This is a genomic window from Bradyrhizobium sp. AZCC 1588 (assembly GCF_036924735.1).
Taxonomy (GTDB): Bacteria; Pseudomonadota; Alphaproteobacteria; order Rhizobiales; family Xanthobacteraceae; genus Bradyrhizobium.
In genome coordinates this window covers 5,210,024-5,235,371 of sequence record NZ_JAZHSC010000001.1, presented here as the reverse complement: position 1 = coordinate 5,235,371, position 25,348 = coordinate 5,210,024, and the positions used below count along the sequence as shown (strand labels likewise).

Below are 25,348 nucleotides of genomic sequence, written 5' to 3'. Positions count from 1 at the left end.
TGCAGACCGGAGTTCAGGCGATCAGCCGCGAGGCAAATTCGGGCAGCAGGCCGGCGTTGCCGGCAAGCCGGAAATTGCCGTCCGCGAGGCCTGAGCGGACCAGCCAATCGTCGAACTCGGGCGCCCGCTTCAAGCCGAAGAGGTCCCGGACATAGAGCGCGTCGTGGAACGAGGTCGACTGATAGTTCAGCATGACATCGTCGGCGCCCGGCACGCCCATGATGAAGGTGACGCCGGCGGCGGCCAATAGCGTCAGCAGATTGTCCATGTCGTCCTGGTCGGCCTCGGCATGGTTGGTGTAGCAGACGTCGACCCCGAGCGGCAGGCCGAGCAGCTTGCCGCAGAAATGGTCCTCGAGGCCGGCGCGGATGATTTCCTTGCCGTCGTAAAGATACTCCGGACCGATGAAACCGACGACGCTGTTGACCAGCAACGGATCGAACGCGCGCGCCACCGCGTAGGCCCGCGCCTCGCATGTCTGCTGGTCGACATTGTGATGGGCGTTGGCCGACAGCGCCGAGCCCTGCCCCGTTTCGAAATACATCAAATTGTCGCCGACCGTGCCGCGGCCAAGCGACAGCCCCGCCTCACGCGCCTCGCGCAGCAGCGCGAGATCGACACCAAAACTGCGATTGGCAGCCTCCGTTCCCGCGATCGACTGAAACACCAGATCGACCGGCGCGCCCTGCCCGATCAATCCAAGCGTCGTGGTGACATGCGTGAGCACGCAGCCCTGCGTCGGGATCTGCAGCCGCGAGATGATGCCGTCGAGCAGCCGCAGCAACTCGCCGATCACGGCCGGATCGTCGCTGGCCGGATTGATGCCGATGCAGGCATCGCCCGATCCCAGGAGAATGCCGTCGAGGATCGAAGCGGTAATGCCCTTGGCATCATCGAAGGGATGGTTGGGCTGCAGCCGCACGCTCATCCGCCCCTTCAGGCCGATGGTGTTGCGAAAGGCCGAGGTTACCGCGCATTTCTTGGCGACCAGGATCAAGTCCTGGTTGCGCATCAGTTTTGAGACACCGGCGGCCATTTCCGGCGTGATCCCGCGCGAGACCTTCGCCAAAGACTCGCTTGTTGCGGCATCGGAGAGCAGCCAGTCGCGGAAGCCGCCGACGGTCAGCGACGATATGGCGGCAAAGCCCGGGGCATCGTGGCTGTCGATGATCAGCCGGGTGACCTCGTCATCCTCATAGGGAATGACAGCCTCGTTGAGGAACTGCTTCAGCGGCACGTCGGCGAGCGCCATTCGCGCTGCGAGCATCTGTTCCGCGCTATCGGCCGCGACGCCGGCAAGACGGTCGCCGGATCGCGGCGGCGTCGCCTTCGCGAGCAGCTCGCGCAAACCGTCGAAGGCATAGGTGGTGGCACCGATGATCTGCCGATAGACCATGCTGACCTTCCTGCGCCGTACCCACTGCGTTGCCTGGCTAGTCTATGCCGGGCGAACGGCCAAGGCTACAGGCCGCAATCAGCGGAGTTTCGGCATTGGGGTCCCCGCCTGTAATTAGTCCAGCGTACCAAAATGGCGGATCGAAAAGCTTATTTGATAAGCCACCGCGCTGAGCGCAAACAGCATGTGGAATTTTGGGTTGCGCGTTTTCGCGGCTACCACGGACAGCAATATGAATGCGCTGGTGGCGACGAGATATTCCAGTCCCAGCGATCGCAGATGCGCTTCGCCCTTTATCCAGGTATCGACCACATCGAGGGCTTCCGTGAGGGCCGCAAAACCAAAGAACCAGCGGCGGCGGGAGAGGAAGTAATCCTCATAGCCCTTATATTCATCGAGATCCTGCGGGAAAAGCAGGACGCTCAGGAAATAGTACATCGATGCGTACACGCAAACGAAGAAGTAAAGGCCATACGTCCAGTGCTGGATGTGGCTCAGCCGAAACTCCCACCACCAGAACGCGACCACGTTCAGGAGCGCCCAGGCGACCCAGCCAAGATGTACAGGCCAAATCGCGTAGCGACCGGGGTGCTGGACCAATGCCGCGATACCACTGACCAGACGCGTGACGCTGAGCCCGAGGATCAGGGCGATCAGCACGCGCACGTGAAGATAGAGATCGAGATTGCCCGGCAAGGCGGCACTTTGAGTCATGAGTCCCAATTCTCACGCACGATCGAAGCAGCGCGGCGCCACCTTCGCCCTGCTCGCTGTCTAGCTTGATTCGCGCCACGGATGCTTGCCAATGCGAAGCGTCCTTCAGGAGACGCGGATGCTTCGTGTGGCGGTATTGCCCGCATCGGCCGTATTCCGCCGCGCCAGCCACCTCCAATTGCGCTGATATGCCAAGGCCCGTTGCAGTCGCACCAAGCTGCCGAATTTTCCCGACGAGGCATCGCGCGACATTCAAGTAATTAATTGAAGTTACTCGATGATTTGCCTTTAGTTGCGGTTTCACGAACTTCGCGCGTTAAGACATTCTCCACCAAAACTCAGCACATTGCCTAAGCTGAAGGCATTCACTGGATCCCATTCCGGCGTGCCGATACGGCTGAATTTTCCCGTACTTATTTTGGTGGCGCCATGGCATCCCGATTTTCGCTTGCAGCCAAATTGTATTCGATCTTCGCGCTGTTCGCGTTGCTCGTCGCAGCCATCACGGCCTTGTCCGATTACAACACCCGCCAGAATGCGGCCCTCACCGAAGCGGTTTCGATCGCGAGCCGCGCCGCGCTCAATGTCGAGCGCATCAACTCGCTGGTCTATGCGGTCGTGATGGAATCGCGCGGCATCTACATGTCGAGCGAGCCGGCGGTGGTGAAGAAATACGGCGACGGACTGCTCAAGTTCAACGAGCGCATCCTTGATGTCGTGAAGAACTGGGAAACGCTGGTCCAGGCCGACGACGCCCAGCAGTTCGCCACCTTCAAGAAGCGCATCGAACAGTTCGTCGACTTCCGCAAGGAGCTGGTTCGCCGTGGCGTCGAGATCAACGGGGCTGCGGGGCGTGAATGGGGCGACAATGACGCCAACCGCCAAGTGCGCACCGCGCTGAATAAGGATCTCGAAGCGCTCTCCAAGGTCTACGCCGAACGCAGCAGGAGGCTGGCCCAACAGACCGACACCAACCATACGATGGCATTTATCCTGACTTGCCTCGGCGTGCTGGCGCTGGTGGTTGTCGTCCTCGGCGTGCTGATCATTTCCCGTTCGATCGCGCGCCCGCTCTCGGTCATCACCGCCACCATCAAGCAGGTGGCCGACGGCGCCGAAGGCGTCGAGGTTCCGCATGCCGAACGCGCCGACGAAATCGGAGCGCTCGCCCGTGCCATCAAGATCTTCCAGGAAGCGATGGATCGCAACCGCAACCTCAATTCGCAGGTGCTGGAGGATTCCAAGGCGCGTGACGAGCGCACCCGCCACATCGAGGCCTCGGTCGATGCGTTCCGGGAAGCGATCGGCGGCGTACTGCGCGCGGTCACCGACAATGCGACCGCGATGCGCGGTACCGCCCAGACCATCGCCAGCGTCTCATCGGATGCAAGCGGACGCGCGGTGGCCGCCAACGGTGCGACCGAACAGGCCTCCAGCAACGTCTCCGCCGTCGCGAGCGCTGCCGAAGAGCTTTCCGCTTCCGTCGAGGAAATCGGCCGCCAGGTGCGCCAGTCGGCGAGCGCCGTCGAGCAGGCGGGCCAGCGCACCGAGAAATCGGTCTCCGAAATCGAGGGGCTTGCGGCTGCGACCCAGCGCATCGACGGTGTGCTCAACCTGATCCAGGCGATCGCCGAGCAAACCAACCTCCTGGCGCTCAACGCAACGATCGAAGCCGCGCGCGCCGGCGACGCCGGCCGCGGCTTCGCCGTGGTCGCCCACGAGGTCAAGGCGCTGGCCGAGCAGACCGCCAAGGCGACCGCCGAAATCGGCCAGAACGTCGGCCTGATCCAGACGTCGACCAAAACCTCCGTCGAAGCGGTCCGCGAGATCGGCGACGCCGTGCGCGACATCAACGAGGTGACTTCCATCATTGCCAGCGCGATCGAGCAGCAGGATGCGGCGACGCGTGAAATCTCGGCGAACGCGCAATTGGCGGCGCAGGGCAACGGCACGCTGGTCGTCAATATCGGGTCGCTCAGCGACGCCATCGGCACGACGAGCACGGCGGCGACTTCAGTCCTTACGGCATCCAGCGAGCTGACGGCCACGGCCGAAACGCTGTCGCGCGAGGTCGAAAAATTCTTCCGCAACCTGCGTGCGGATTCGTCGGAGCCGGTGCGCAAGACCGGCACGTAAGCTGGCGGTATCTCGGGTTCGCGCCAGAGTGTGAGGAGCCCCCGAATCTGGCTCCGCAAAGTTCGGCAAGACTTCGGATTGACACTTAATCCGCCGACACACCGATTATTGGCCCTCGGCACGCCGCAGGACTTGTTCGGGAGAAGCAGCCTGATGGCAGTCCACCCAACGTCCGTGCGTCATATCTCATGATTCGAGGCTCCGGTTCGGGAGCTTGATTCATACCTATCTCGACTTTCGCAACGTCGAATCGGCAGGTGCGAGATGAGCTGGATATCGGACATATCGCTGATATGGCAAATCGACGCGAATGACCCAATGCAGACGTTCGGCAAGTGGCGCACTAGCGCTGCCACGGGAAGAAGGCGAATATGATAAAAAACGCAACCGCGAAGCACTGAAACAAAATTAGCCCCCAATAGATCTCTGGAAATTCGCCACGCTTTATGGTCCGAGCCGCTGTCATTCGAATTTCGTGAGTGCGGAGGCATTGAAACAACGCCCAAGCCAGAATGCCAATTGCGAAGCCTGCGCCAATAGCCATAGAGTTCGTTCCATGGGTTAGGACGATTTCTCCCTTTTCCGTAGGGCGGCCGCCTCCAGATCGAAACTCGTAGCGCTTCGAGGAAGCCTCATCTTCCCGACGAAGTACCAGCCAGCAAGGTACCCCATCGTCATTCCAAATGCAGTGTCGGCTAGTGCCGTGCCAACCTTGTCGCTGAGCACCAAACTAAACATCTTTCCCGTGAGCAGGTCATAGAACGGAAAGATCACGATGCCTAGGAATGCCCAGAAGATGGGGACCGGAATAGATCGAACGAGTTTCAAGGCACAACCTCTAGCTGATCCTGGGACATTGGCCGAGATGTGTTAAGGAATATATGAAGCTAAATGTAAAGTTGGGCCTCGATGTCGCCTTGTGGCACTTTTCGGACTTGGGGCGATGTCCGACTTGAGTCCGCAAAATGCTGCAAAGCGGACGTGGATCAAGCCACGTTCGCCAATCTCGGCTTTTGGGCCCTACGGCTTACGCCGACCGCACGGTTGCGAGGAATTTGCCGACCTCGGCCTTGAGCCGCTTGTTTTCGTTGGAGAGCAGTTGCGCGTTGGCCAGCACCTGTGACGACGCCGTGCCGATTTCGCCGGCGCCACGGTTGACGTCGGCGATGCTGGTCGCGACCTGAGTCGAGCCCACTGCCGCCTGCTGCACGTTGCGCGCGATTTCCTGGGTGGCAGCGCCCTGCTCCTCGATAGCGGCAGCGATCGCCGCGGCGATTTCGGAAACCCGGCCGATGGTGCCGCTGATCTCCTTGATGGCGTGCACCGATTCCTGCGTCGCCGACTGCATCTCGGCGATCTGGGTCGAGATTTCGCTGGTTGCCTTGGCGGTCTGGGTGGCGAGCGCCTTGACCTCCTGGGCGACCACCGCAAAGCCGCGGCCGGCGTCACCGGCGCGGGCGGCCTCAATGGTCGCGTTGAGTGCCAGTAGATTGGTCTGCTCGGCGATCGTGGTGATCAACCTGGTTACGTCGCCGATGCGGTTTGCCGCCTCCGACAATTCGATGATCCGGGCATCGGTCTTTTGCGCCTGAACGACGGCCTCGTTGGCGATCCGGTTGGAATTCGCGACCTGCCTGCCGATTTCATTGACGGAGCTGGCCATTTCCTCGGCGGCGGACGCCACCGACTGCACGTTGCTGGAGGTCTCCTCGGAAGCCGCGGCGACCACGGTGGAGAGCTGCTGGGTGGCCGCGCTGCTGTTGGTCAGGACCGCGGCGGAATTTTCCAGTTCGGCCGAGGCTGAGCCTACGTTCTCGACAATATTGCCGACCGCGATCTCGAAACTCTCGGCCAGATTGTGAAGCTCCGTACGGCGGGCCGATGCCAGTTCACGGTTCTTTTCCTCGCGCTCCGCCGTCTCGCGTTCGGCCTTGGCGATCGCCTGCACCTTGAATTCCTGGATCGCGTGCGCCATCTGGCCGACTTCATCGCGGCGCTCAAGGCCGGGCAGTTGGACCTCGAAATGCCCGGCGGCAAGTTCGCGCATCGCCCTCGACATCGCCACGACGGGATGGGAAATGCTCCGGCCGATCAGAAACGAGACGACGATGCCAGCGAGCGCAACGGCCAGAAGCACGGCCGTCAGCGTTATCTGCTGCTGCTCGAGCTTGATCCCCGCACGGGCAATTTCGCGGTCCTTGCTCTCGCTGCTGTGCGTAATCAGGTCGTCGGCCAGCTTTTCGATGACGGCAAAGTTTCGTTCCGCGCCCTTGATGAATATCAGCGCCGAACCGGCGTCGCCATCGGCCATCTCGATCGCGTTTTTCGATTGCTTGAGGTAGCCTGCAACAGCGGCTTTCAGCTTCTCGAATGTTTCCGGGCTGAACCCGCCCTTGATACTTTCGACGGCCTTCAGCGCGTCCGAAATTTTGCCGGCCGCCACGGAAGCTTCCTTGGCGACCTGCACAATTTTCTTCTCGTCCTTTTCGTTGGCTGCAGTGGCAGCAAGACGATAGAGCTTGGCGTGTGCCGTCCACACCGTTGTGGTGAGATCGTTGGCCAGCTCCGATTGCCGGACCGGACCGGACACCAACGCGTCAACGGCGGCCTGATTCGACCGCAGCGTTTGCAACGCATAGGCGCCGAGCCCGATCAGGACGGCGATCAGGAACGCCGGAGCGAGCTGGACTTTCCAGGAAAGGCCAATGTTCTTGATCCAGCCGAGCATGTCACCCCTTCAGTGCGGCGATCGCCGCACAACAACGCAAACGCTTGATCGGGGTCAGAGCTTGTAGACGCCCGCACAGACGGCCGTGTTATCCAGCTTCTCGCAGTACATTTCCTTCGGCTCGACCTTCTTGCTCACCGGATTGACGAACTTGTAATCCTGCCAGAACGAAGGCTGCTTGGCGGCGAGTTCGACGCGTTCCTTGACGTAGAGCTTGCCGTCGACATCCTGGGCGTCGATCAGATCCTTGCCGACGAACTTCTCGTTCGAGCCGTGAGCCAGCACTTTGCCGTCGAGCTGATAGACCACGACATAGAGATCGCGGTCGCGGAACTTGCTGGCCTTGTTGGTGAGCTCGGGATACGCCTTTTCGGGTCCCTGCTCCTTGATGAAGGTAACGGCCTGCTTGACCATGGCAACGGCTTCATCCTTGGTTGCGCCGCCGCCCGCGCTGGCGGTACCGCCGAAAACAAGCATGGCTGCCACGGCGGAAACGAAAGGCTTTGTTGACCAATTGTTCACGATTATCTCCTGGCTAGGTGGACGCAACTTGCAGGCGCGGTTCCGCGCACGTCATGCTGGCAACAAAAGTGCAAACCTTCCGTTAAAGTGCCTATCCGTAGTGCAGCGGAGATTAGCGCGGCTTAACCGCTGCGGCAGGACAACCAATTCTTAAAAAATCCGGTACGGAGGCATTCCAGCCTCATTCCACCAGCATCACGTCCACGGCGACGCTGAGCTTCTGCTTGGGCGGTCCGACGATGATGCCGTCGACCGGCGAGACGTCGGAGAAGTCCCTTCCGATCGACAGGATGATGTGATCGTTCTCGACCAGGAGGTCGTTGGTCGGATCGAAGCCGACCCAACCGAGCTCGGCGCCGCACCAGACCGAGACCCAGGCGTGGCTGGCGTCGGCGCCCTGCAGGCGCGGCTGGCCGGCCGGCGGAACGGTGCGCAGATAGCCGCTGACATAGGCCGCCGGCAGGCCGAGCCCGCGCAGGCCCGCAATCATCACATGGGCAAAGTCCTGGCAGACACCGTGGCGCTTCTCGAACACTTCCCCAAGCGGCGTCGAAATCACGGTGGCCTTGGAGTCGTATCTGAAATCGCTGCGGATGCGGCGCATCAGGTCGACGGCGCCCGTGAGGATGCCGCCGCCCGGCGCGAAGCTTGGCGCGGCATAGGCAGTGAGCGGCGCCAGCACCGGCACCAGCGAGCTTGCAAAGACGTATCCGACCGGCGAAGCGGGACCGAGGCTGGTGGCCTCAAAGGCCACGTCGCGGATGCGCTCCCAGGGCGGGCTGGGCGCCGCGCGACCAGGCGCCCGACGCCCGACCAAAACCCGTGAGCGGGAATCGATCCGCAAATTGCGATGCGCGGTCTCGATCAGTACGCTCTCGGTATGCGTTCCGAAAAAGTCCCGCCGCACCGTGCGTTCGGCCGGCCGCGGCCGGATCTCGACCGCGTGCGAGATCAATTGCTGCCCGTCGCCGGTTCGCGGCTCCAGCCGCAGCGAGCAGCGCGCAAAACTCACCGGGCTCTCGTAAGCGTAGGTCGTGACGTGACGGATGTCGTAGATCACGCGAGGCCCGTGAGCTTCTCCGGCCGGCTCGCATTGGGCCCGTGCGGGAAGTAATGCAGGCCGATGGCGTCGGCCAGATTGAGCAGATCCTGTTCGAGTGCAAACAGCGTTTTCACATCCAGCGTGGCAGCCTCCGCCGTCGTCAGCGTCGCCTGCAACGCCACTGCCAGCCGCTGTGGCCGCTCGATCAAACCATGTTCCTTCAGGCTTGGCAGCGCCGCAATGTGGTCGTTGAGCGCTGCGACCTGAAAGGCGACCGAGCGCGGATTATAAGGATCGAGCACGGCGAGGTCGCGAACCGGCGCCAGCGCCGGCCCGACCAGATAGCGCGAGCGGTAGGTGATCTGGCAATCCACCAGCGTCAACAGCGCGTCGAGGTCATCTTCGCCCGCTTCGTCATAGGCGAACTGCCGCGCGAACCGCGCGGTGTTGATGGCGCGCTCGGCGCGGCGGCCCATGTCGAGGAAGCGCCATCCGGCGGCGCGGTTCATGTTTTCCTGCGCCAGGCCGGCAAGGCTCGCCAGCTCCTGCAGCGTCAATTCAGCGGCGCTGACGATGCTGTCGTCGTCGTCGACCTGCAGCGCAAGGCGCTCCACCATCTCGGTGATGATCTGCCAGGCATCGGGCGAGAGCCGCTCGCGCAGCGAGCTCGCAGTTCGCTGCACCGATCGCACCAGCGAAAGCGCTGAACCGAACTTCTCCTCGCTCTGCAGCGCTTCCGCAATGACGCGCGCCGGATTGGTCCGCGTCGCCTGCGAGGTAGCGCCCCAGGTCACGAGAATCCGCTGGATACGCTCGACCGAATGCAACGCGGTTGACGCTCCCTTGGCAGGATCACGCGTCGAGGTGCCGAGCGCACGGATCAGCCGCAGCGTCGCCTCGGCGCGTTCGAGATAGCGGCCGAGCCAGAACAGATTATCCGCGGCACGGCTCGGCACCACGCCGGCGATCCGCCTGATCCGCACCGTGTCGGCGCCGGGCAACAGCGTGGCCGATGCTACGGCTTTGTCGGACACCACCCAGACGTCCGCCGACCGCACCCCATCACCCATCGACACTGCGCGGGCATCCGTCTTTTCGGCGATCCGGCAGAAACCGCCGGGCAGGATGGTCCAGCCTTGCGGAGTCGCTGCGGCAAATACCCTCAGCACGAACGGGCGCGGCGTGATCCGCCCCTCTTCCCACACCGGCGTCGTCGACAAGCGCACCAGTTCCTGGCCGACATAATCGATGCCGCGGTCGGTGATCGCCTGCCGGAGCCGGTCGCGCTCGGCTGGCGGCAACTCGCCGGCAAGCACGGGCGCATGGCTGGAAAAGCCGGGAACGGCCCGGCCATAGGCGCCCTCGATGACGAAATCCTCCAGCCGCGACAGTACTTCCTCACGCGCGGATTTCTGGCCACACCACCAGGTCGCGATGTGCGGCATGATCAAGGTCTCGCCGAGCAAGCGGCGGCACAGGCTCGGCAGGAATCCGAGCAGCGCCCTCGCCTCCAATACGCCGGAGCCCGGCATGTTGGCGACGACGACGCCGTCCTTGCGCAGCACATCGATCAGGCCGGGCACGCCGAGATGCGACGAGGCATCAAGCTCCAGCGGATCGAGAAAATTGGAGTCGACCCGGCGCAGCAGCACGTCGAGCCGCTTCAGGCCCGCGACGGTGCGGATATGGATGCGGTCGCCGCTGACGGCGAGATCATCGCCCTCGACCAGGAGAAACCCGAGATAACGCGCCAGCGTGGCGTGTTCGAAATAGGTTTCGCTGAAGGCGCCCGGCGTCAACAGGCCGATGCGTGGCTCGTCGCGGTCGGCGCTGGCGCGAAGCGAGTCGCGGAACGCCTCGAAGAACGGCGCCACACGCTCGACGTTCATCGACTTGTAGAGATTGGAAAAGGCGCGCGACAGCACCAGGCGGTTTTCCAGCGCGTAACCGGCGCCCGAGGGTGCCTGCGTGCGGTCGTTCAGCACCCACCAGCGCCCGTCGGGGCCGCGGCCGACGTCAGCCGCATAGAAATGCAAATAGCGGTTACCCGGGGGTTTGACGCCGCAAACGGCGCGCAGATATTCATTGCTGCCGGCAATCGCGGCCGCGGGCACCGCACCATCGGTGACCAGCCGGGCCTCGCCATAGAGATCGCGCAGGATCATTTCAAACAACTGCGCTCGCTGGGCGATACCCGTGGTCAGTTGCTGCCAGTCGGCCTCGTCGATGATCAGCGGCAGATGGCTGAGCGGCCACAGCCGGTCGGCGGTTTCGCCGGGCGCGCGATAGGTGACGCCGGCCTCGCGCAGATGCCGGTCGGCGGAGGCGAAGCGGCGTTCGATATCTGGCGGCGAAAGCGCCGCAAAGGCATCGAAGAAACGGGTCCAGGCCGCGCGCGGCGCTCCGTCAGGCCCGATATATTCGTCGGGAATGCCGGGCAGCCGCGCATAGTCGCGGGTCCATTGCGCCATCCGGCGCTGTCCTGGACGGGCCTTGCTCTCCTGACTGTTGCCTTGGCCTGACATTTCGATTCCCCGAGACCGTCGCTTCCGATTAGATCAGGAGCGGCGTCCTCAAGTCGAGCGTCAAAGGGAATTCAATTGTGCGTTCCTCGGGCGGCGGCTCGATCCGCCCCGGGGTGTGGCCGTGATCCTGAAACCGGGCCAGCCGCCGCGCCTCCGCCTCATAGGAATTGACCGGCTTGGTGTCGTAGTTGCGGCCGCCGGGATGCGCGACGTGGTAGACGCAGCCGCCGAGCGAACGGCCGTTCCAGCTATCGATCAAGTCAAATGTCAGGGGCGCGTGGACCGGGATGGTCGGATGCAGCCCTGACGCCGGCTGCCAGGCCTTGAAGCGGACGGCGGCCACGGCCTCGCCCGAGCGGCCGGTAGGTGTCATCGGCATCCGCCTGCCGTTACAGGTCACGACATGGCGTCCGTCGACGAAGCCAGTCGCCTTGATCTGCAGGCGCTCCACGGAAGAATCGACATAGCGCACGGTGCCGCCGGCCGAGCCCTCCTCGCCCAGCACATGCCAGGGCTCCAGCGCCTGACGCAATTCCAGCGCCACGCCGCCGTGGTGGACACGGCCGAACACCGGAAAGCGGAATTCGAGTTGTGCCGAATACCATTCCGGCGAAAAATCGTAGCCGGATAGCTTGAGCTCATCGAGCACGCCGAGAAAATCCTCCCAGAGGAAATGCGGCAACATGAAGCGATCGTGCAGCGCGGTTCCCCAGCGTACGAACTTGCCCTGCTGCGGCTCGCGCCACAGCTTTGCAATCAGCGCGCGGATCAATAATTGCTGCGCCAGCGACATCCGCGGGTCGGGCGGCATTTCGAGCGCGCGGAATTCGACCAGCCCGAGCCGGCCGGTCGGGCCATCCGGCGAATAGAGCTTGTCGATGCAGATTTCGGCGCGATGGGTATTGCCGGTTATGTCGACGAGGATATGCCGGAACAGCCGATCGACCAGCCATAGCGGGGCCTCGATATCGGGCGGCGGCACATGCGAGAGCGCGATCTCCAGCTCATAAAGTCCGTCATGCCGCGCCTCGTCGATGCGCGGCGCCTGGCTCGTCGGGCCGATGAACATGCCGGAGAACAAATAGGACAGCGATGGATGGCGCTGCCAGTACAGCACCAGGCTCTTCAGCAAATCCGGGCGGCGCAGGAACGGCGAATCCTGCGGGGTCGAGCCGCCGATCACGACATGATTGCCGCCGCCGGTGCCGGTGTGGCGGCCATCGACGAGAAAGCGATTGGCGCCGAGCCGGACCTTCGCGGCGTCTTCATACAGGCCGAAGGTGATGTCGACCGCCTCGCGCCAGCTTTGCGCCGGCTGGACATTGATTTCGATCACGCCGGGATCGGGCGTCACCTTGATGACCTCGACGCGCGGATCGTAGGGCGGCCCGTAGCCCTCGATATGGACCGGGATCTGCATCTCTTCGGCGGTCGCCCCCACCGCCGCGATCAGTTCGAGATAATGCTCGAGCTTCTCGACCGGTGGCATGAAGACGCGCAACACGCCGTCGCGGATTTCGACTGAGGTTGCCGTGCGCACCGGCTTGGGTTTGCGTTTTGCTTTCGGATCGTGCGCTCGCCTTTGCGTGTCCCCTGCTTCAGGCTCCTTGTCGTCGGCCGCCAGCTCCAGCCGCGCATCCATCGGATCCTGCTCGACGACATAAGGATATTCTTCCGGCGGAACATGCGGCAGCGACGCCATCGGCAGCCGGAGACCGAGCGGGGAATCGCCCGGGATCAGGAACAAATGGCTGCGCCGGAATTGCCAGCGCTCGCTGATCCAGCGAGGATCATCGGCCTCCGCATGCTGGATCGGCAGCACGAAGCCCTTCGGCTTGTCGAGCCCTTCATCGAACACCCGCGCCATGCGTGATCGTTCTTCGGGATCGGACAGCTTGGAGTCGCCGGGATCGACATTGACCGGAAGCGCGGCTTCTTTTTGCAGCCAATGCACGGGGTCTTCATATGCCGGCATCACGTAGCTGGCGTCGAGGCCGAGCCGCTTCGCGATGCCTTCCATCAGTCGCCGGGCGTCCGCGATGTCGGCCTTGGGCGGATTCTCGATCCTTGCGATCAGGTCGGCATTCTTCCAGATCGGCACGCCGTCCTTGCGCCAATAGAGTCCGAACGCCCAGCGCGGCAGGCTTTCGCCCGGATACCATTTGCCTTGCCCGTAATGCAGTAACCCGCCCGGCGCGAAACGCGCACGCAGCTTTCGGATCAGCTCATCCGCCAGCGCCTGCTTGGTCGGGCCGATGGCAGCGATGTTCCATTCCGGCGATTCCAGATCGTCGGTCGAGACAAAGGTCGGCTCGCCGCCCATGGTCAGCCGCACGTCGTCGCGCCTGAGATCGGCATCGACCTGCTCGCCGAGGCTGTCGAGCCGTGCCCAGGATTCATCGGAGAACGGCCGCGTGATCCGCGGCGCCTCGCGGATGCGCCTGACGCTCATCTCGAAGCCGAATTCGACATTGGCGAAGCCGGCGCTGCCCGAGACCGGCGCCGCTGAGCGATAATGCGGCGTGGCAGCGACGGGGATATGCCCCTCGCCCGTCAGCATGCCCGAGGTGACATCGAACCCGATCCAGCCGGCGCCGGGAAGATAGACCTCCGCCCAGGCGTGCAGATCGGTGAAATCGCTTTCGACCTCGCGTGGGCCTTCGACCGGATCGATATCGGGACGCAACTGCATGAGATAGCCGGAGACAAAGCGCGCAGCGAGGCCGAGATGCCGCAGGAGTTGGATCAACAACCACGCCGAGTCGCGGCACGAGCCGGAGCCGCGCGCCAGCGTCTCCTCCGGCGCCTGAATGCCCGGCTCCATCCGGATGACATATTTGATCTTCTTCTGAAGCTGCGCGTTGAGCTCGACCAGGAAATTGACGGTACTGTCGGCCTCGCGCGGAATCTCCTTTAAGTAAGCCGCGAACAACGGCCCCTGCTCGGAGGTCGCGAGATAGGGCGCGAGCTCGGTCTTGAGATCGTTGCTGTACTGGAACGGAAAGGAGTTAGCGTAGGGCTCGACGAAGAAATCGAAGGGATTGACGACCGTCATCTGCGCGGTGAAGTCGACTTCGATCTTCAGTTCAGACGCCTTCTCCGGAAACACGAAGCGCGCCAGCCAATTGCCCTGCGGATCCTGCTGCCAGTTCACGAAATGATTGGCGGGCGTCACTTTGAGCGAATAGCTCAGGATCGGCGTCCGCGTATGCGGCGCCGGACGCAGGCGAACGGTCTGAGGGCCGAGATCGATCGGTCGGTCGTATTTGTAGTGCGTGACGTGGTGTAGTGCGACGAAGATCGACACGGACCGGAGACTCCAGCGGCTTTTTTAAGCAGAACACCGGTTCCGGGCGGGATCAAGCATTAACAACGGGCAGCGCGTGCCTATGGGAAGTGCGGCCCCGCCGTCGTCCCTGCGAACGCACTAGGGTTTCTACGCATTTTCGAGGGCTCTGCCAGCGACGATGATTTGGAAGCGAGCCATTCCGTTGTGGAAGGTGATTGGTCCGGGTGGCCGATGCGAGGCGTAGCCGGTCCATCCGCCGAGCTTGGCGATGATCCATGCCGCCCACTGAAGAGTGTAGGGGTGATGCGGGTTCTTCTGAAGCTCGGTCCTGCCTTTCATGGTTCTGTTGATGGCGGCAAGTGTTTCGATTTCTTCTGGCGTGAAGGCGCATTTGACCGGCAATTGTCCACCACCATTGCGGGCCTGAACGAGCTGAATGACGATACATGCTGCTTTAGTGGCGATCGCCACGAGCTTGATCAGGGCTTCGGCGCTTTCGAGCTGACTGTCCTCGATACGCAGACCCTGGTTCTTCAGCGAGCGAAACAACTGTTCGATGATCCAGCGCTGCTTGTACCAGGAGACGATCCGCCAGGCATCGGCCGCATTGGCGATCGAATGAGTGGTCAAGAGCAGCCAATGAACGGGCTCAGCCCCCTTCGGGGGGTGCAACTCGACGACTTCCACGAAGCTGACTTCGACACGCTCCGGCAGGTCCTTCACGCCGGGGCGCGCCGGCCGCTTGAGCACGATGGTTCCGAAGCGCAGCGAGAGGTGGGCTTGGCGACCGCGACGATCCATCCGCTGCGGCAGATCGATCACCGCCTTGTTGCAGAAGCGGGCTCGCTCCACCGCTTGATAAAGTGTTCTGCCGTCGGCCAGCGCATGATCATGCATGGCCCGCGTCAGCAGGTGGACGTTGTCGCCGGGCGTCAACGCCCAGTGCGCAAAGAACTCCCCCTCACGGTCATTGATGACAGTGATCATGCGCGCTGCAGCCAAAACCTCGCAGCCCTGCTCGGCCGTCGTCACCCAGCGCGCCGATTCCTTGTTGGCCAACTCACGCTCGTCGTGAGGGGTCTTAACCGTGCCCCTGCGCGTCCACACCTTGCCGCCGGTGAGGCCGAGGCAGGCCCCGCTGTCGGCATCGACCGCCATCATGGCATGCAGCAACACGCCGCGGGCATTGCCTTTGCCGACTTTGCCCAGTCTACGCCGACGTCCCTGCCGCGTTTGAAACTTGACCTCGCTGGTGTCCTGGATCGCCAGCACATGACGCCCGCTGACCACGGTCGCCGTCTGCCTGCTCCAGCCTTCAATCAGTTGATCGGTCGTGACTTGCGGATTGTTCACGAACCGCCAGTACGCCATGTACGCGGCCCAGTCACCCTGCGCCATCTGGCGCAAGCAGACGCTGCGCGTGCAAAGCATAGCCTGAACAAACGCCGCCCCCTTTTATCGAGGCGAACGTCGCCAAACTCGCCAAGTGATAAATCCGGCTCTCGCTGCATCTCCGACGCTCCTTCGAATCAAAGCGTCAGAAACAGAATCATACAAACCGCAAAGCGGGATAACATCATGACGCACCGAGTCAATCTGTCGCGCCAGACGTGTAGAAACCCTAGTGCGAACGCAGGGACCCATACGCCGCGGCCGGCGTAAGGGGCGCGCGGGGAGACGGCTTTGCTTCAACGACTTCGAGCGGTGGTTATGGGCCCCTGCGTTCGCAGGGGCGACGCCAGAGTTGTGCAAGAACTACATCGTAGCCCCAAGCACCCACGGCGCGAATTCGGCGCCGCCGAAATCGAAACTTTCGCTCTTCGTCGGCTGTCCCGATGCCGTTTTCAGCATCAGCTCGAAAATGCGCTGGCCGCATTGCTGCACAGTCTCCTCACCGTCGAGGATGGTGCCGCAATTGACGTCCATGTCGTCTTCCATGCGCTTGTACATCGGCGTGTTGGTGGCGAGCTTGATCGAGGGCGCAGGCTTGCAGCCGAACACGCTGCCGCGGCCCGTGGTGAAGCAGACGAGGTTGGCGCCGCCCGCGACCTGGCCTGTCGCCGCGACCGGGTCGTAGCCGGGCGTGTCCATGAAGACAAAGCCCTTCTTGGTGATGGGTTCGGCGTAGTTGAGCACGTCGACCAGATTGGTGCTGCCGGCCTTGGCCATCGCGCCCAATGATTTTTCCAGGATCGTGGTGAGGCCACCGGCCTTGTTGCCGGGGCTCGGATTGGCGTTCATCTCGGCGCCTTCCCGCCTGGTGTACTCCTCCCACCAGCGCATCAGGCCGACGAGCTTTTCGCCGACCTCGCGGCTGACAGCCCGCCGCGTCAGCAGATGTTCGGCGCCATAAGTCTCCGGCGTCTCGGAGAGGATCACGGTGCCGCCGTGGCGCACCAAGAGATCGCTTGCAGCACCCAGCGCCGGATTGGCGGAGACACCGGAGTAACCGTCGGAGCCGCCGCATTGCAGCGCCACCGTCAATTCGCTGGCTGCGACCTTCTCGCGCTTCACTTTATTGGCGTCGGTAAGCGCCTCCTTCACGAAGGCAATGCCGGCTTCCACCGTCTTGCGGGTGCCGCCGACTTCCTGGATGTCCATCGCGCGCAAACGTCCCGCGAGCTTCTGCTCCTCCATCAGCCCGCCGATCTGGTTGACTTCGCAGCCAAGCCCCAGCACGACCACATGGGAGAAATTCGCATGCCGCGCGTAGCCGCCGAGCGTCCGGCGCAGCAGCGCCAGCGGCTCGTTCTGCGTCATGCCGCAGCCGGTCTTGTGGGTCAGCGCCACCACACCGTCGACGTTCGGATAGTCGGCCAGCGGGTTGTCGCCGGTGAACGGGTTCTTCTTGAACATGTCGGCGACGATGCCGGCGACATGGGCGCTGCAATTCACCGATGTGAGGATCCCGATATAGTTGCGCGTCGCCACGCGGCCGTCGGCGCGGCGAATGCCGTCGAAGGTGGCGGACAGATCGAAATTCGGCACCGGCTTGACGTCGACGCCATAGGCATAGTCCTTGGCGAAATCGCCCATACCGCAGTTTTGCGTATGCACATGCTGGCCCGGCGCGATCGGCGCGGTGGCAAAGCCGATGATCTGGCCGTAGCGGCGGACCGGCTCGCCTAAGGCGATCGGCCTGATCGCGACCTTATGGCCGGCAGGAATCCGTTCGGTTGTGGTGACGCCCTCGGCCACCACCATCCCCGGCGGCAAGCTCGCGCGCGCGATCAGCACGCCATCGTCAGGGTGCAGGCGGATCACGGGTGCCGGGCTGGTCATGGGCGTCTCCTGTCAGTCTGCGAGGTACCGTGCCCCGGATGCAGCGCAGCGCGCAAGCGGTGCGCTGCTGATCCGGGGCCCATGCACGCTGCTGCTACGAGGTCCCGGGTCTGCGGTGCACCGCTAAGAAGCGCTGCACCGCGTCCGGGACACGAGACCTTTTACGCCTTCCCGCCGCTATCCTTGCGGGTCTGGTTCACCTGCATCTTGGCGTAGGTCATCATCAAGCCGCTCTCGTTCGAGAGCGTCACGAGCTTGAAGCCCATGTTGATAGCGCGCACCGCGCCCTCGGCGCCCGAGCAGTGGATGCCGGGATTGAGCCCGCGCTTGCCGCATTCCTTGACGATCTTCTCGTAGATCTTGAGGATTTCAGGTTCGTCGCGGTCGAGCTTCGGCACCAGGCCATAGGAGAAGCCGAGATCGGACGGGCCGATATAGACGCCGTCGATGCCCTCGACGTCGAGGATCGATTCCATGTTTTCGACCGCCGTCCTGGTCTCCATCATCGGCAGCAGCACGATCTCGTCGTTTGCCGTCTGCTGGTAGCTGCCGGCCGAGCCATACATGCCGGAGCGGATCGGGCCATTCGAGCGCGTGCCCTTCGGCGGATACTTCGCGTACTGGACGAGGTTCTTCGCCTCCTGCGGGGTGTTGATCATCGGGCAGATCACCCCATAGGCGCCGCCGTCGAGCACCTTGCCGATGATGCCGGGCTCGTTCCAGGGCACGCGGACCATCGGCGTCACCGGATGGCCGTTCATCGCCTGAAAGCATTGGACCATCGAGAGGTAATCCTGCACGCCGTGCTGCATGTCGACGGTCACGCTGTCGAAGCCGCATTGCGCGATCACTTCGGCCGAGAAGCCCGAGGGGATCGCGAGCCACGCGTTCACCACGGCCTTGCCCGAGGCCCATACTTTCTTGACGTTGTTAGTTGCCATTGATCGCTTTCCCTTTGTGATCGTTACAATTGTTGGCGTTCGTGGAGTGGATTAGCTGGTGGCGCGCTGGATGGCGGCCTCGCTGACGCCGACCTCGCGGGCGGTGTTGACGATCGCAGCCCAGGTATCATCAGGCAGCGGCACGCCGTTCCTGGTGCGCTCGGCGCGCATCTTGCGTTCGGGATCGCCCGGGACCAGCACGGACTCGACGCCGGCGATCGGCTTGGTCTCCCGGATGAAGTCCGTATAGCGTGAGATTTCGTCGTCGAAATAGTTGGCCGTGTCGATCACCTTGGGATCGATATAGAAGGCAAGCATGCCGTTGGCGAACTGCCGGCCGCCCGAGGTGGCGCCGGTGCCGGTCAGCGCACCGCCGAGCAGTTCGCAGATGAAGGCAAGCCCCGAGCCCTTGTGCTCGCCGAACGCGCGGATCGCGCCGGTGCCTTTGGTGTGGTCGCGCGGCCCGTCCGGCGTGTAGGGACCATAGAGCACGGACGGCTCTTCGCTCAGCGTGCCATCGGCATCGACCAGTGCACCGGTGGGAAGCTTCTTGCCGCCGCGGCTGGCGACCAGCACCTTGCCTTCGGCAACGATCGAGGTGGCAAAATCGAGCACGATCGGATCTTGCCCCTCTCGCGGAATGCCAACGCAGTAAGGCGCGGTCGAGAGCCGCTTCTGGACGCCGCCGTACGGCGCGACAAGCAGCGAGCCGGCGGCATTGACGAAGTGCACCGACACCAGTCCTTCGGCGGCGGCCATCTCAGCCCAGTCGCCGACGCGGCCGATGTGGCCGGCGTTGCGCAGCGCGATGGCTGACAGTCCCGCCTTCTTGCACTTCTCGATGCCGGTCCGCACCGCGAACGGCGTTACGGTCTGGCCATAGCCAAACTTGCCGTCGACCACGGCGAGCGACGGGGTGTCGACAACGATCTCAGGCGTCTGGTTGGGAACGACGTTGCCTGTCTTCTTCCAGCGGATATAGACCGGAACCCGGATCACGCCGTGGCTGTCATGGCCGGTGAGATTGGCTGTCGTGAGGTAAGTAGCGATGCGCCTTGCTTCCTCAGGCGAGGATTCCGAATGCGAAAAAACTTCTGCGACGAAGTCGATCAGATTGTTGACTTTTATTGTGACCATGTCCGGATTTCAGCCCTGTCCTTGCACGGGAAAGCCTGCGTTTGAGCAGCTAGCCCCGCGACTCCCGCACCGGTTTTGATGACCGGCTTGGCCGGCACTTTGAACGAAAAATCGCGCGCGTGTCTACCGCCTCAGTCGCGTTTGACAAATGATTGCAATCATTTGCCCGGCCGCTATGCATCGGGCCAGTAGCATCATGCAAATTTGCGCTTACTCGTCGGCTTCGGCCTCGCCCTCACCCGCTACCTCCATCGCGGCAAGGCTGCGCTCAAGTTCGCCCAGCATGTCCTGCAATTCGGCTAGCTTGCGCGCGCCAAAACGGTGCGTGATCTCGGCGTAGATCGCTTCCGAGGTGGGCGCGACGGCCTCGATCAGCTTCAGCCCCTTGGACGAGATCGACACCTCGCCGCGGCGCAAATCTGCCTTGGCCGCGCGGCGTTCGATCAGATCGCGCGCTTCGAGATCGCGCAGGATTCGCGACAGGCTCGGCCCCAGCAGGAACGCGACGCGCGCCAGCTCCGTCACCTCGATGGTATCCACCGCCGTCAGCGCGCGTAGGATCCGCCATTGCTGCTCGGTCAGCCCATGATTGCGTAAGGACGGACGGAACTGGCGCATCACGGCTTCGCGCGCGCGTAAGAGCGACATCGGCAGCGAGCGCGAGAATTCGCGCATCGGCGCGCGACGGGCCTCCGCCGTTCCCTCCTGGTCCGAACGCGATCCGTTCGGCGATTTCTTGCCTGACATCTTCAGTGGCCCGCCCATCGGGAATCCTCGATCGAGCCAAGGATAGAGTTTTGCGGCGCAACAAGCATCAAATCAGTTTGCGTCGGATAACTTAACATGTTAAACAAATTTTCAGCACCCGCTTTTTGCTGATCGAGCCGGACGCCCATGGCCCTTTCCAGAGACGATATCCGAAGCGCCGCCGAGCGGCTCGATGCCGCCGAAAAGACCCGCAAACAGATCCGGCAGCTTTCGCTTGAACATCCCGGCATAGCGATCGAGGATGCCTACGCTATTCAAAAAGCCTGGGTCGAGATGAAGGTCGCGCAGGGGCGCACCGTGAAGGGCCACAAGATCGGCCTGACCTCGAAGGCAATGCAGAGCGCGCTCAATATTGACGAGCCCGACTCCGGCATCCTGCTCGATGACATGTTCTTTGCCGACGGCGGGCTGGTGCCGTCGGACCGCTTCATCGCCACCCGCGTCGAGGCCGAACTCGCCTTCGTGATGAAGTCGCGGCTGTCGGGTCCGGACTGCACGATGTTCGACGTCCTCAACGCCACCGACTTCGTGGTGCCGGCGCTGGAGATTCTGGATACGCGGGTCGAGCGGATCGATCCGCAGACCAAGGCGACCCGGAAGATTTTCGACACCATCGCCGACAACGCCGCGAATGCCGGCATCGTGCTCGGCGGCCGCCCGATCCGGCCGATGGACGCCGACCTGCGCTGGATCGGCGCGCTCTGTTTCCGCAACGGCCAGCTTGAAGAGACCGGGCTTGCGGCCGGAGTCCTCAATCATCCCGCCACGTCAGTGGCGTGGCTTGCCAACAAGATCGCGCCGAACGGGTTAGCGCTCGAAGCCGGCCAAGTGGTGCTGGCGGGCTCGTTCATCCGACCGATCGAAACCCGCAAAGGCGACACGATCCAGGCGGACTATGGACCTTACGGTTCGGTGAGCTGCTACTTCGCCTGATGCTTTAGGACGACAGGAGTCATCGGAACATGCCGCACTTCACGATTGAATATTCAGCCAATCTCGATGGGCGCGTCGACATGGCCGCGGTGGTGGAACTGGTCCGGAAGGCGGCGGTGGAAACCGGCATCTTCCCGCTCGGCGGTATCCGCGTGCGAGCCATCAAATGCGAGCACTACGCGATCGCCGATGGCCGCGAGGCTTATGGCTTTCTCGACATGGTGCTGCGGCTTGGCGAGGGCCGCGATCTCGCCACCCGCAAGAAGGCCGGCGAACATATTTTCAAGGTGCTGTCGGCCTATCTTGATCCGGTATTTGCGAACCAAAAGTTCGCGCTGTCGTTCGACATGCAGATCAACGACAAGGAAACAAGCTGGAAGCGCAACAACATCCACGACGCTCTGAAGGCGGAGGCTATCAATGGATAAGGTGACACCCAAGGACGGGTTTCAGGCCAATCGCGACCGTGTGGCTCCCCTGCTCGCCAGGCTGAAGAGCGAAGGCATCGGGCACATGATCGACGGCAAGACCGTGCCGTCGGTCTCCGGCCAGACATTTGAGACGAAGTCCCCGATCGATGGTGCGGTGCTGGCAACGGTCGCCCGCGGCAACGCCGAAGACATCGACCGCGCCGCAACCGCCGCCGCAACGGCCTTCAAATCCTGGCGCGACATGCCCGCCGCCGCGCGGAAAAAATTGCTGCATCGCGTGGCCGACGCGATCGAGGACAATGCCGACGATATCGCGGTGCTGGAATGCATCGACACCGGTCAGGCGCACCGCTTCATGGCCAAGGCCGCGATCCGGGCGGCGGAGAATTTTCGCTTCTTTGCCGACAAAAGCGGTGAGGCCCGCGACGGCCTCAACATGCCCTCCGAGGAGCACTGGAACATTTCGACCCGGGTGCCGATCGGCCCGGTCGGCGTGATCACGCCGTGGAACACGCCATTCATGCTGTCGACCTGGAAGATCGCGCCAGCGCTGGCTGCCGGCTGCACCGTCGTGCACAAGCCGGCCGAATGGTCACCGGTTACGGCGGACCTGCTGGCGAAGCTTGCGAAACAGGCCGGCCTGCCGGACGGCGTGCTCAACACCGTCCACGGCATGGGCGAAGAGGCCGGCAAGGCCTTGACCGAGCACCCCGCGATCAAGGCGATCGGCTTCGTCGGCGAGAGCACGACCGGTTCCGCGATCATGGCGCAGGGCGCCCCCACCCTGAAGCGCGTGCATTTCGAGCTCGGCGGCAAGAACCCGGTGATCGTGTTCGACGACGCCGATGTCGACCGGGCGCTGGATGCGGTGGTATTCATGATCTACTCGCTCAACGGCGAGCGCTGCACCTCGTCGAGTCGGCTGCTGGTCCAGCAAGGTATCGCCGATAAGTTCATCGAAAAGCTGACCGCAAGGGTGAAGGCCCTGAAGGTCGGGCACCCGCTCGACCCGGCGACCGAGATCGGCCCCCTGATCCATGAGCGGCATCTGGCAAAAGTCTGCAGCTATTTCGAGGTCGCGCGAAAGGACGGCGCCACCATCGCCGTCGGCGGCAAGCCGCATGACGGCCCCGGCGGCGGGCATTACGTGCAGCCGACGCTGGTCACCGGCGCGAACTCCAAAATGCGGGTGGCGCAGGAGGAGGTGTTCGGCCCGTTCCTGACTGTGATCCCGTTCAAGGACGAGAAGGACGCCATCGAGATCGCCAATGGCGTGCAGTATGGGCTGACCGGCTATGTCTGGACCGGCGACATGGGCCGCGCGCTGCGCGTGGCGGATGCGCTGGAGGCCGGCATGATCTGGCTCAATTCCGAAAACGTCCGCCATCTGCCGACGCCGTTCGGCGGCATGAAGGCTTCAGGCATCGGCCGCGACGGCGGCGATTACTCTTTCGAGTTCTACATGGAAACCAAGCACGTCTCGCTCGCGCGCGGGACGCATAAGATTCAGAGACTGGGAATCTAGAACGCACCGTCGTTCCGGGATGGTCCGAAGGACCATACCCGGAACCTCGAGATTCCGGGTTCGGTCCTGCGGACCGCCCCGGAATGACAACGCCGAGGAAACCACATGCCCGTTCCGACACACACATTTACCCCGCCGTTCAACATCATCCGCAGCAGCCACGCCGTGCTCGACGTCACCGACCTCGGCAAGAGCCGCGCCTTCTACGAAAACACCGTCGGCCTGCATGTCGAGGACGCCGACGACAAGGCGGTGTACCTGCGCGGCAGCGAGGAGCATCAGCATCACTCGTTGGTGCTGCGGAAGGCCCCAGCCGCGGCCTGCAATCGGCTCGGCTTCAAGGTCGGCAATGACGGCGACCTCGACAAGGCCGCGACCTTCTTTTCCGAGAACGGCATCCCTTACGCCTTCACCGATCAGCCGTTCCAGGGCCGCACCCTGCAGTTCACCGATCCGGCCGGCTTCCAACTCGAGCTCTATGCGTCGATGGACAAGCGCCCGCATCTGCTGCGGCGCTACGATCTCTACAAAGGCTGCCATCCGCAGCGGCTCGATCATTTCAACGTCTTCGCGCCCGAGGTTCAGGGCACCATCGATTTCTATGCGCGGCTCGGCTTCCGGCTGACCGAATACGGCGAGGAAGACGGCCCGAACGGGCGGATCGCGGCGGCCTGGATGCACCGCAAGGGCAACGTCCATGACTTCGCCATCACCAACGGCCGCGGTCCTCGCCTGCACCATTTTGCCTATTGGGTGCCGACGGCGATGAACGTCCTGCATCTCTGCGACGTGATGGCTTCAAGCGGATATCTGAAGAACATCGAGCGCGGCCCGGGCCGCCACGGCATCTCGAATGCATTCTTCCTCTATGTCCGGGACCCGGACGGCCACCGGCTCGAACTCTACACCAGCGACTACTTCACGGGAGACCACGACCACGAGCCGCTGCGCTGGTCGCTAAAGGACCCGCGCCGGCAAACGCTGTGGGGCGCTCCTGCTCCGCGCTCCTGGTTCGAGGAGGGTTCGCCCTTCACGGGGCAAGAGGTCCGCGAGCCGCTCTTTGTCGCCGACGTCTTGATCGCTGATTGACGGAACAGAAGATGGCTCCTCCTCGCCTCGCCACTTTCACCGTCAACGGCGCGCAGAAATACGGCGCCGTGACCGATGCCGGCATCGTCGATCTCTCGGCGCGCTTCGCAAAGGAATATCCGACGCTGCGCGAAGTCGTCGCCGCCGGCGCGCTGATGAAACTCGCCGAGGACGCGGCACGCCGCGGGCCGGACCATGCGCTCGATGCGATTAATTGGCAGCCACCGATCCCCGCACCGGAAAAGATCATCTGCATCGGCGTCAACTACCCGGATCGCAACGCCGAATACAAGGACGGCCAGGACGCGCCGAAATATCCGAGCATGTTCATGCGCACCCCGCGCTCCTTTGTCGGCCACAACGCGCCGCTGGTCCGCCCGCGCGCCTCGGCGCAACTCGATTACGAGGGCGAATTGGTGCTTGTGGTCGGCAAGGCCGGCCGGCACATCAAGGAGAGCGACGCGCTGGACCACATCGCAGCCGTCACGCTCTGCAACGAAGGCACCATCCGCGATTGGGTGCGGCACGCCAAGTTCAACGTCACCCAGGGCAAGAATTTCGATTCCACCGGCAGCCTCGGCCCCTGGATCGTGCCCTACACCGATGAAAGCCAGATTGCGGATATCCGCCTCACCACGAAGGTCAACGGCGAGACCCGGCAGGACGACCGCACCAGCCGGTTGATCTTCGGCTTCCGCTACCTGATCAACTATCTCTCGACCTTCACCACGCTGGTGCCGGGCGACGTCATCGTGACGGGTACGCCGACCGGCGCCGGCGCGCGGTTCGATCCGCCACGTTATCTGAAGCCTGGTGACGTCATCGAGGTTGCGGCCGAGGGTATCGGTGTGCTCAAAAACGGCGTCATCGACGAAGCCTGAAAATCCCGT

General features: G+C 63.1%; 19 protein-coding genes. 6 read left to right on the top strand and 13 right to left on the bottom strand.

The window, feature by feature from the left end:
• Positions 1–13: 13 nt before the first annotated feature.
• Both V1277_RS24370 and V1277_RS24365 read right to left on the bottom strand, forming a co-directional pair.
• On the bottom strand, positions 14–1,396 hold the full coding sequence (locus V1277_RS24370; RefSeq protein ID WP_334418473.1) for an ethanolamine ammonia-lyase subunit EutB: 1,383 nt from the start codon (positions 1,394–1,396) through the stop codon (positions 14–16).
• Between the two features lie 114 nt (positions 1,397–1,510).
• On the bottom strand, positions 1,511–2,092 hold the full coding sequence (locus tag V1277_RS24365; RefSeq protein WP_334418472.1) for a hypothetical protein: 582 nt from the start codon (positions 2,090–2,092) through the stop codon (positions 1,511–1,513).
• A gap of 447 nt (positions 2,093–2,539) precedes the next feature.
• On the opposite strand from V1277_RS24365, the gene V1277_RS24360 reads away from it, so the two are divergent.
• On the top strand, positions 2,540–4,246 hold the full coding sequence (locus tag V1277_RS24360; RefSeq protein ID WP_334418471.1) for a methyl-accepting chemotaxis protein: 1,707 nt from the start codon (positions 2,540–2,542) through the stop codon (positions 4,244–4,246).
• Between the two features lie 1,027 nt (positions 4,247–5,273).
• Here V1277_RS24360 and V1277_RS24355 read toward each other — a convergent pair.
• The 11 genes from V1277_RS24355 to V1277_RS24305 form a co-directional block, all read right to left on the bottom strand.
• Positions 5,274–6,974 carry a methyl-accepting chemotaxis protein gene (locus V1277_RS24355; protein ID WP_334418470.1) on the bottom strand — a complete coding sequence of 567 codons (1,701 nt, stop codon included), beginning with the start codon at positions 6,972–6,974 and terminating at the stop codon, positions 5,274–5,276.
• 54 nt (positions 6,975–7,028) lie between these two features.
• Positions 7,029–7,451 (bottom strand): cache domain-containing protein, encoded by a 423-nt coding sequence (locus V1277_RS24350; RefSeq protein WP_334377225.1) that lies wholly within the window; start codon positions 7,449–7,451, stop codon positions 7,029–7,031.
• A gap of 226 nt (positions 7,452–7,677) precedes the next feature.
• Positions 7,678–8,556 carry a transglutaminase family protein gene (locus V1277_RS24345; RefSeq protein WP_334418469.1) on the bottom strand — a complete coding sequence of 293 codons (879 nt, stop codon included), beginning with the start codon at positions 8,554–8,556 and terminating at the stop codon, positions 7,678–7,680.
• Positions 8,553–11,063: a circularly permuted type 2 ATP-grasp protein gene (locus V1277_RS24340; protein WP_334418468.1), complete on the bottom strand. Its 2,511-nt coding sequence runs from the start codon at positions 11,061–11,063 to the stop codon at positions 8,553–8,555. The genes V1277_RS24345 and V1277_RS24340 overlap by 4 nt, the downstream gene beginning before the upstream one ends.
• A gap of 28 nt (positions 11,064–11,091) precedes the next feature.
• A complete protein-coding gene (locus V1277_RS24335; RefSeq protein ID WP_334418467.1) occupies positions 11,092–14,370 on the bottom strand; it encodes a transglutaminase family protein in 3,279 nt (1,092 codons plus the stop codon).
• Between the two features lie 129 nt (positions 14,371–14,499).
• Positions 14,500–15,783: an IS4 family transposase gene (locus V1277_RS24330; RefSeq protein WP_334414870.1), complete on the bottom strand. Its 1,284-nt coding sequence runs from the start codon at positions 15,781–15,783 to the stop codon at positions 14,500–14,502.
• A gap of 324 nt (positions 15,784–16,107) precedes the next feature.
• A complete protein-coding gene (locus V1277_RS24325) occupies positions 16,108–17,634 on the bottom strand; it encodes a UxaA family hydrolase (protein ID WP_334418466.1) in 1,527 nt (508 codons plus the stop codon).
• Positions 17,635–17,795: 161 nt separating this feature from the next.
• Positions 17,796–18,575 (bottom strand): HpcH/HpaI aldolase family protein, encoded by a 780-nt coding sequence (locus tag V1277_RS24320; protein WP_057901996.1) that lies wholly within the window; start codon positions 18,573–18,575, stop codon positions 17,796–17,798.
• 51 nt (positions 18,576–18,626) lie between these two features.
• Complete coding sequence (locus V1277_RS24315; RefSeq protein ID WP_334418465.1) at positions 18,627–19,712, bottom strand: malate/lactate/ureidoglycolate dehydrogenase; 1,086 nt, start codon at positions 19,710–19,712, stop codon at positions 18,627–18,629.
• Between the two features lie 210 nt (positions 19,713–19,922).
• On the bottom strand, positions 19,923–20,459 hold the full coding sequence (gene hpaR / locus V1277_RS24310) for a homoprotocatechuate degradation operon regulator HpaR (RefSeq protein ID WP_334420444.1): 537 nt from the start codon (positions 20,457–20,459) through the stop codon (positions 19,923–19,925).
• Between the two features lie 2 nt (positions 20,460–20,461).
• Positions 20,462–20,608, bottom strand: a complete 147-nt coding sequence (locus V1277_RS24305; protein WP_334418464.1) for a hypothetical protein — start codon at positions 20,606–20,608, stop codon at positions 20,462–20,464.
• Here V1277_RS24305 and hpaH point away from each other — a divergent pair.
• The 5 genes from hpaH (at position 20,607) to V1277_RS24280 (ending at position 25,339) form a co-directional block, all read left to right on the top strand.
• Positions 20,607–21,413 (top strand): 2-oxo-hept-4-ene-1,7-dioate hydratase, encoded by an 807-nt coding sequence (gene hpaH / locus V1277_RS24300; protein WP_334418463.1) that lies wholly within the window; start codon positions 20,607–20,609, stop codon positions 21,411–21,413. The genes V1277_RS24305 and hpaH overlap by 2 nt on opposite strands.
• 29 nt (positions 21,414–21,442) lie before the next feature.
• Positions 21,443–21,841, top strand: a complete 399-nt coding sequence (locus tag V1277_RS24295) for a 5-carboxymethyl-2-hydroxymuconate Delta-isomerase (RefSeq protein ID WP_334418462.1) — start codon at positions 21,443–21,445, stop codon at positions 21,839–21,841.
• A complete protein-coding gene (gene hpaE / locus V1277_RS24290) occupies positions 21,834–23,369 on the top strand; it encodes a 5-carboxymethyl-2-hydroxymuconate semialdehyde dehydrogenase (RefSeq protein ID WP_334418461.1) in 1,536 nt (511 codons plus the stop codon). Before V1277_RS24295 ends, hpaE begins: the two co-directional genes overlap by 8 nt.
• Positions 23,370–23,474: 105 nt before the next feature.
• Complete coding sequence (gene hpaD / locus V1277_RS24285) at positions 23,475–24,458, top strand: 3,4-dihydroxyphenylacetate 2,3-dioxygenase (RefSeq protein WP_334418460.1); 984 nt, start codon at positions 23,475–23,477, stop codon at positions 24,456–24,458.
• A gap of 11 nt (positions 24,459–24,469) precedes the next feature.
• The gene (locus V1277_RS24280; RefSeq protein ID WP_334418459.1) at positions 24,470–25,339 is read left to right on the top strand and encodes a fumarylacetoacetate hydrolase family protein; all 870 of its coding nucleotides are present in this window, start codon (positions 24,470–24,472) and stop codon (positions 25,337–25,339) included.
• Positions 25,340–25,348 lie beyond the last annotated feature (9 nt).

Coding starts and splice junctions, on each gene's coding strand:
- hpaH (WP_334418463.1), top strand. CDS start 20,607: ATGGCCCTTTCCAGAGACGATATCCGAAGCGCCGCCGAGCGGCTCGAT.
- V1277_RS24315 (WP_334418465.1), bottom strand. CDS start 19,712: ATGGTCACAATAAAAGTCAACAATCTGATCGACTTCGTCGCAGAAGTT.
- V1277_RS24340 (WP_334418468.1), bottom strand. CDS start 11,063: ATGTCAGGCCAAGGCAACAGTCAGGAGAGCAAGGCCCGTCCAGGACAG.
- V1277_RS24305 (WP_334418464.1), bottom strand. CDS start 20,608: ATGGGCGTCCGGCTCGATCAGCAAAAAGCGGGTGCTGAAAATTTGTTT.
- V1277_RS24355 (WP_334418470.1), bottom strand. CDS start 6,974: ATGCTCGGCTGGATCAAGAACATTGGCCTTTCCTGGAAAGTCCAGCTC.
- V1277_RS24295 (WP_334418462.1), top strand. CDS start 21,443: ATGCCGCACTTCACGATTGAATATTCAGCCAATCTCGATGGGCGCGTC.
- V1277_RS24360 (WP_334418471.1), top strand. CDS start 2,540: ATGGCATCCCGATTTTCGCTTGCAGCCAAATTGTATTCGATCTTCGCG.
- V1277_RS24330 (WP_334414870.1), bottom strand. CDS start 15,783: ATGCTTTGCACGCGCAGCGTCTGCTTGCGCCAGATGGCGCAGGGTGAC.
- V1277_RS24280 (WP_334418459.1), top strand. CDS start 24,470: ATGGCTCCTCCTCGCCTCGCCACTTTCACCGTCAACGGCGCGCAGAAA.
- hpaR (WP_334420444.1), bottom strand. CDS start 20,459: ATGTCAGGCAAGAAATCGCCGAACGGATCGCGTTCGGACCAGGAGGGA.
- V1277_RS24325 (WP_334418466.1), bottom strand. CDS start 17,634: ATGACCAGCCCGGCACCCGTGATCCGCCTGCACCCTGACGATGGCGTG.
- V1277_RS24350 (WP_334377225.1), bottom strand. CDS start 7,451: ATGCTTGTTTTCGGCGGTACCGCCAGCGCGGGCGGCGGCGCAACCAAG.
- V1277_RS24320 (WP_057901996.1), bottom strand. CDS start 18,575: ATGGCAACTAACAACGTCAAGAAAGTATGGGCCTCGGGCAAGGCCGTG.
- hpaE (WP_334418461.1), top strand. CDS start 21,834: ATGGATAAGGTGACACCCAAGGACGGGTTTCAGGCCAATCGCGACCGT.
- hpaD (WP_334418460.1), top strand. CDS start 23,475: ATGCCCGTTCCGACACACACATTTACCCCGCCGTTCAACATCATCCGC.
- V1277_RS24370 (WP_334418473.1), bottom strand. CDS start 1,396: ATGGTCTATCGGCAGATCATCGGTGCCACCACCTATGCCTTCGACGGT.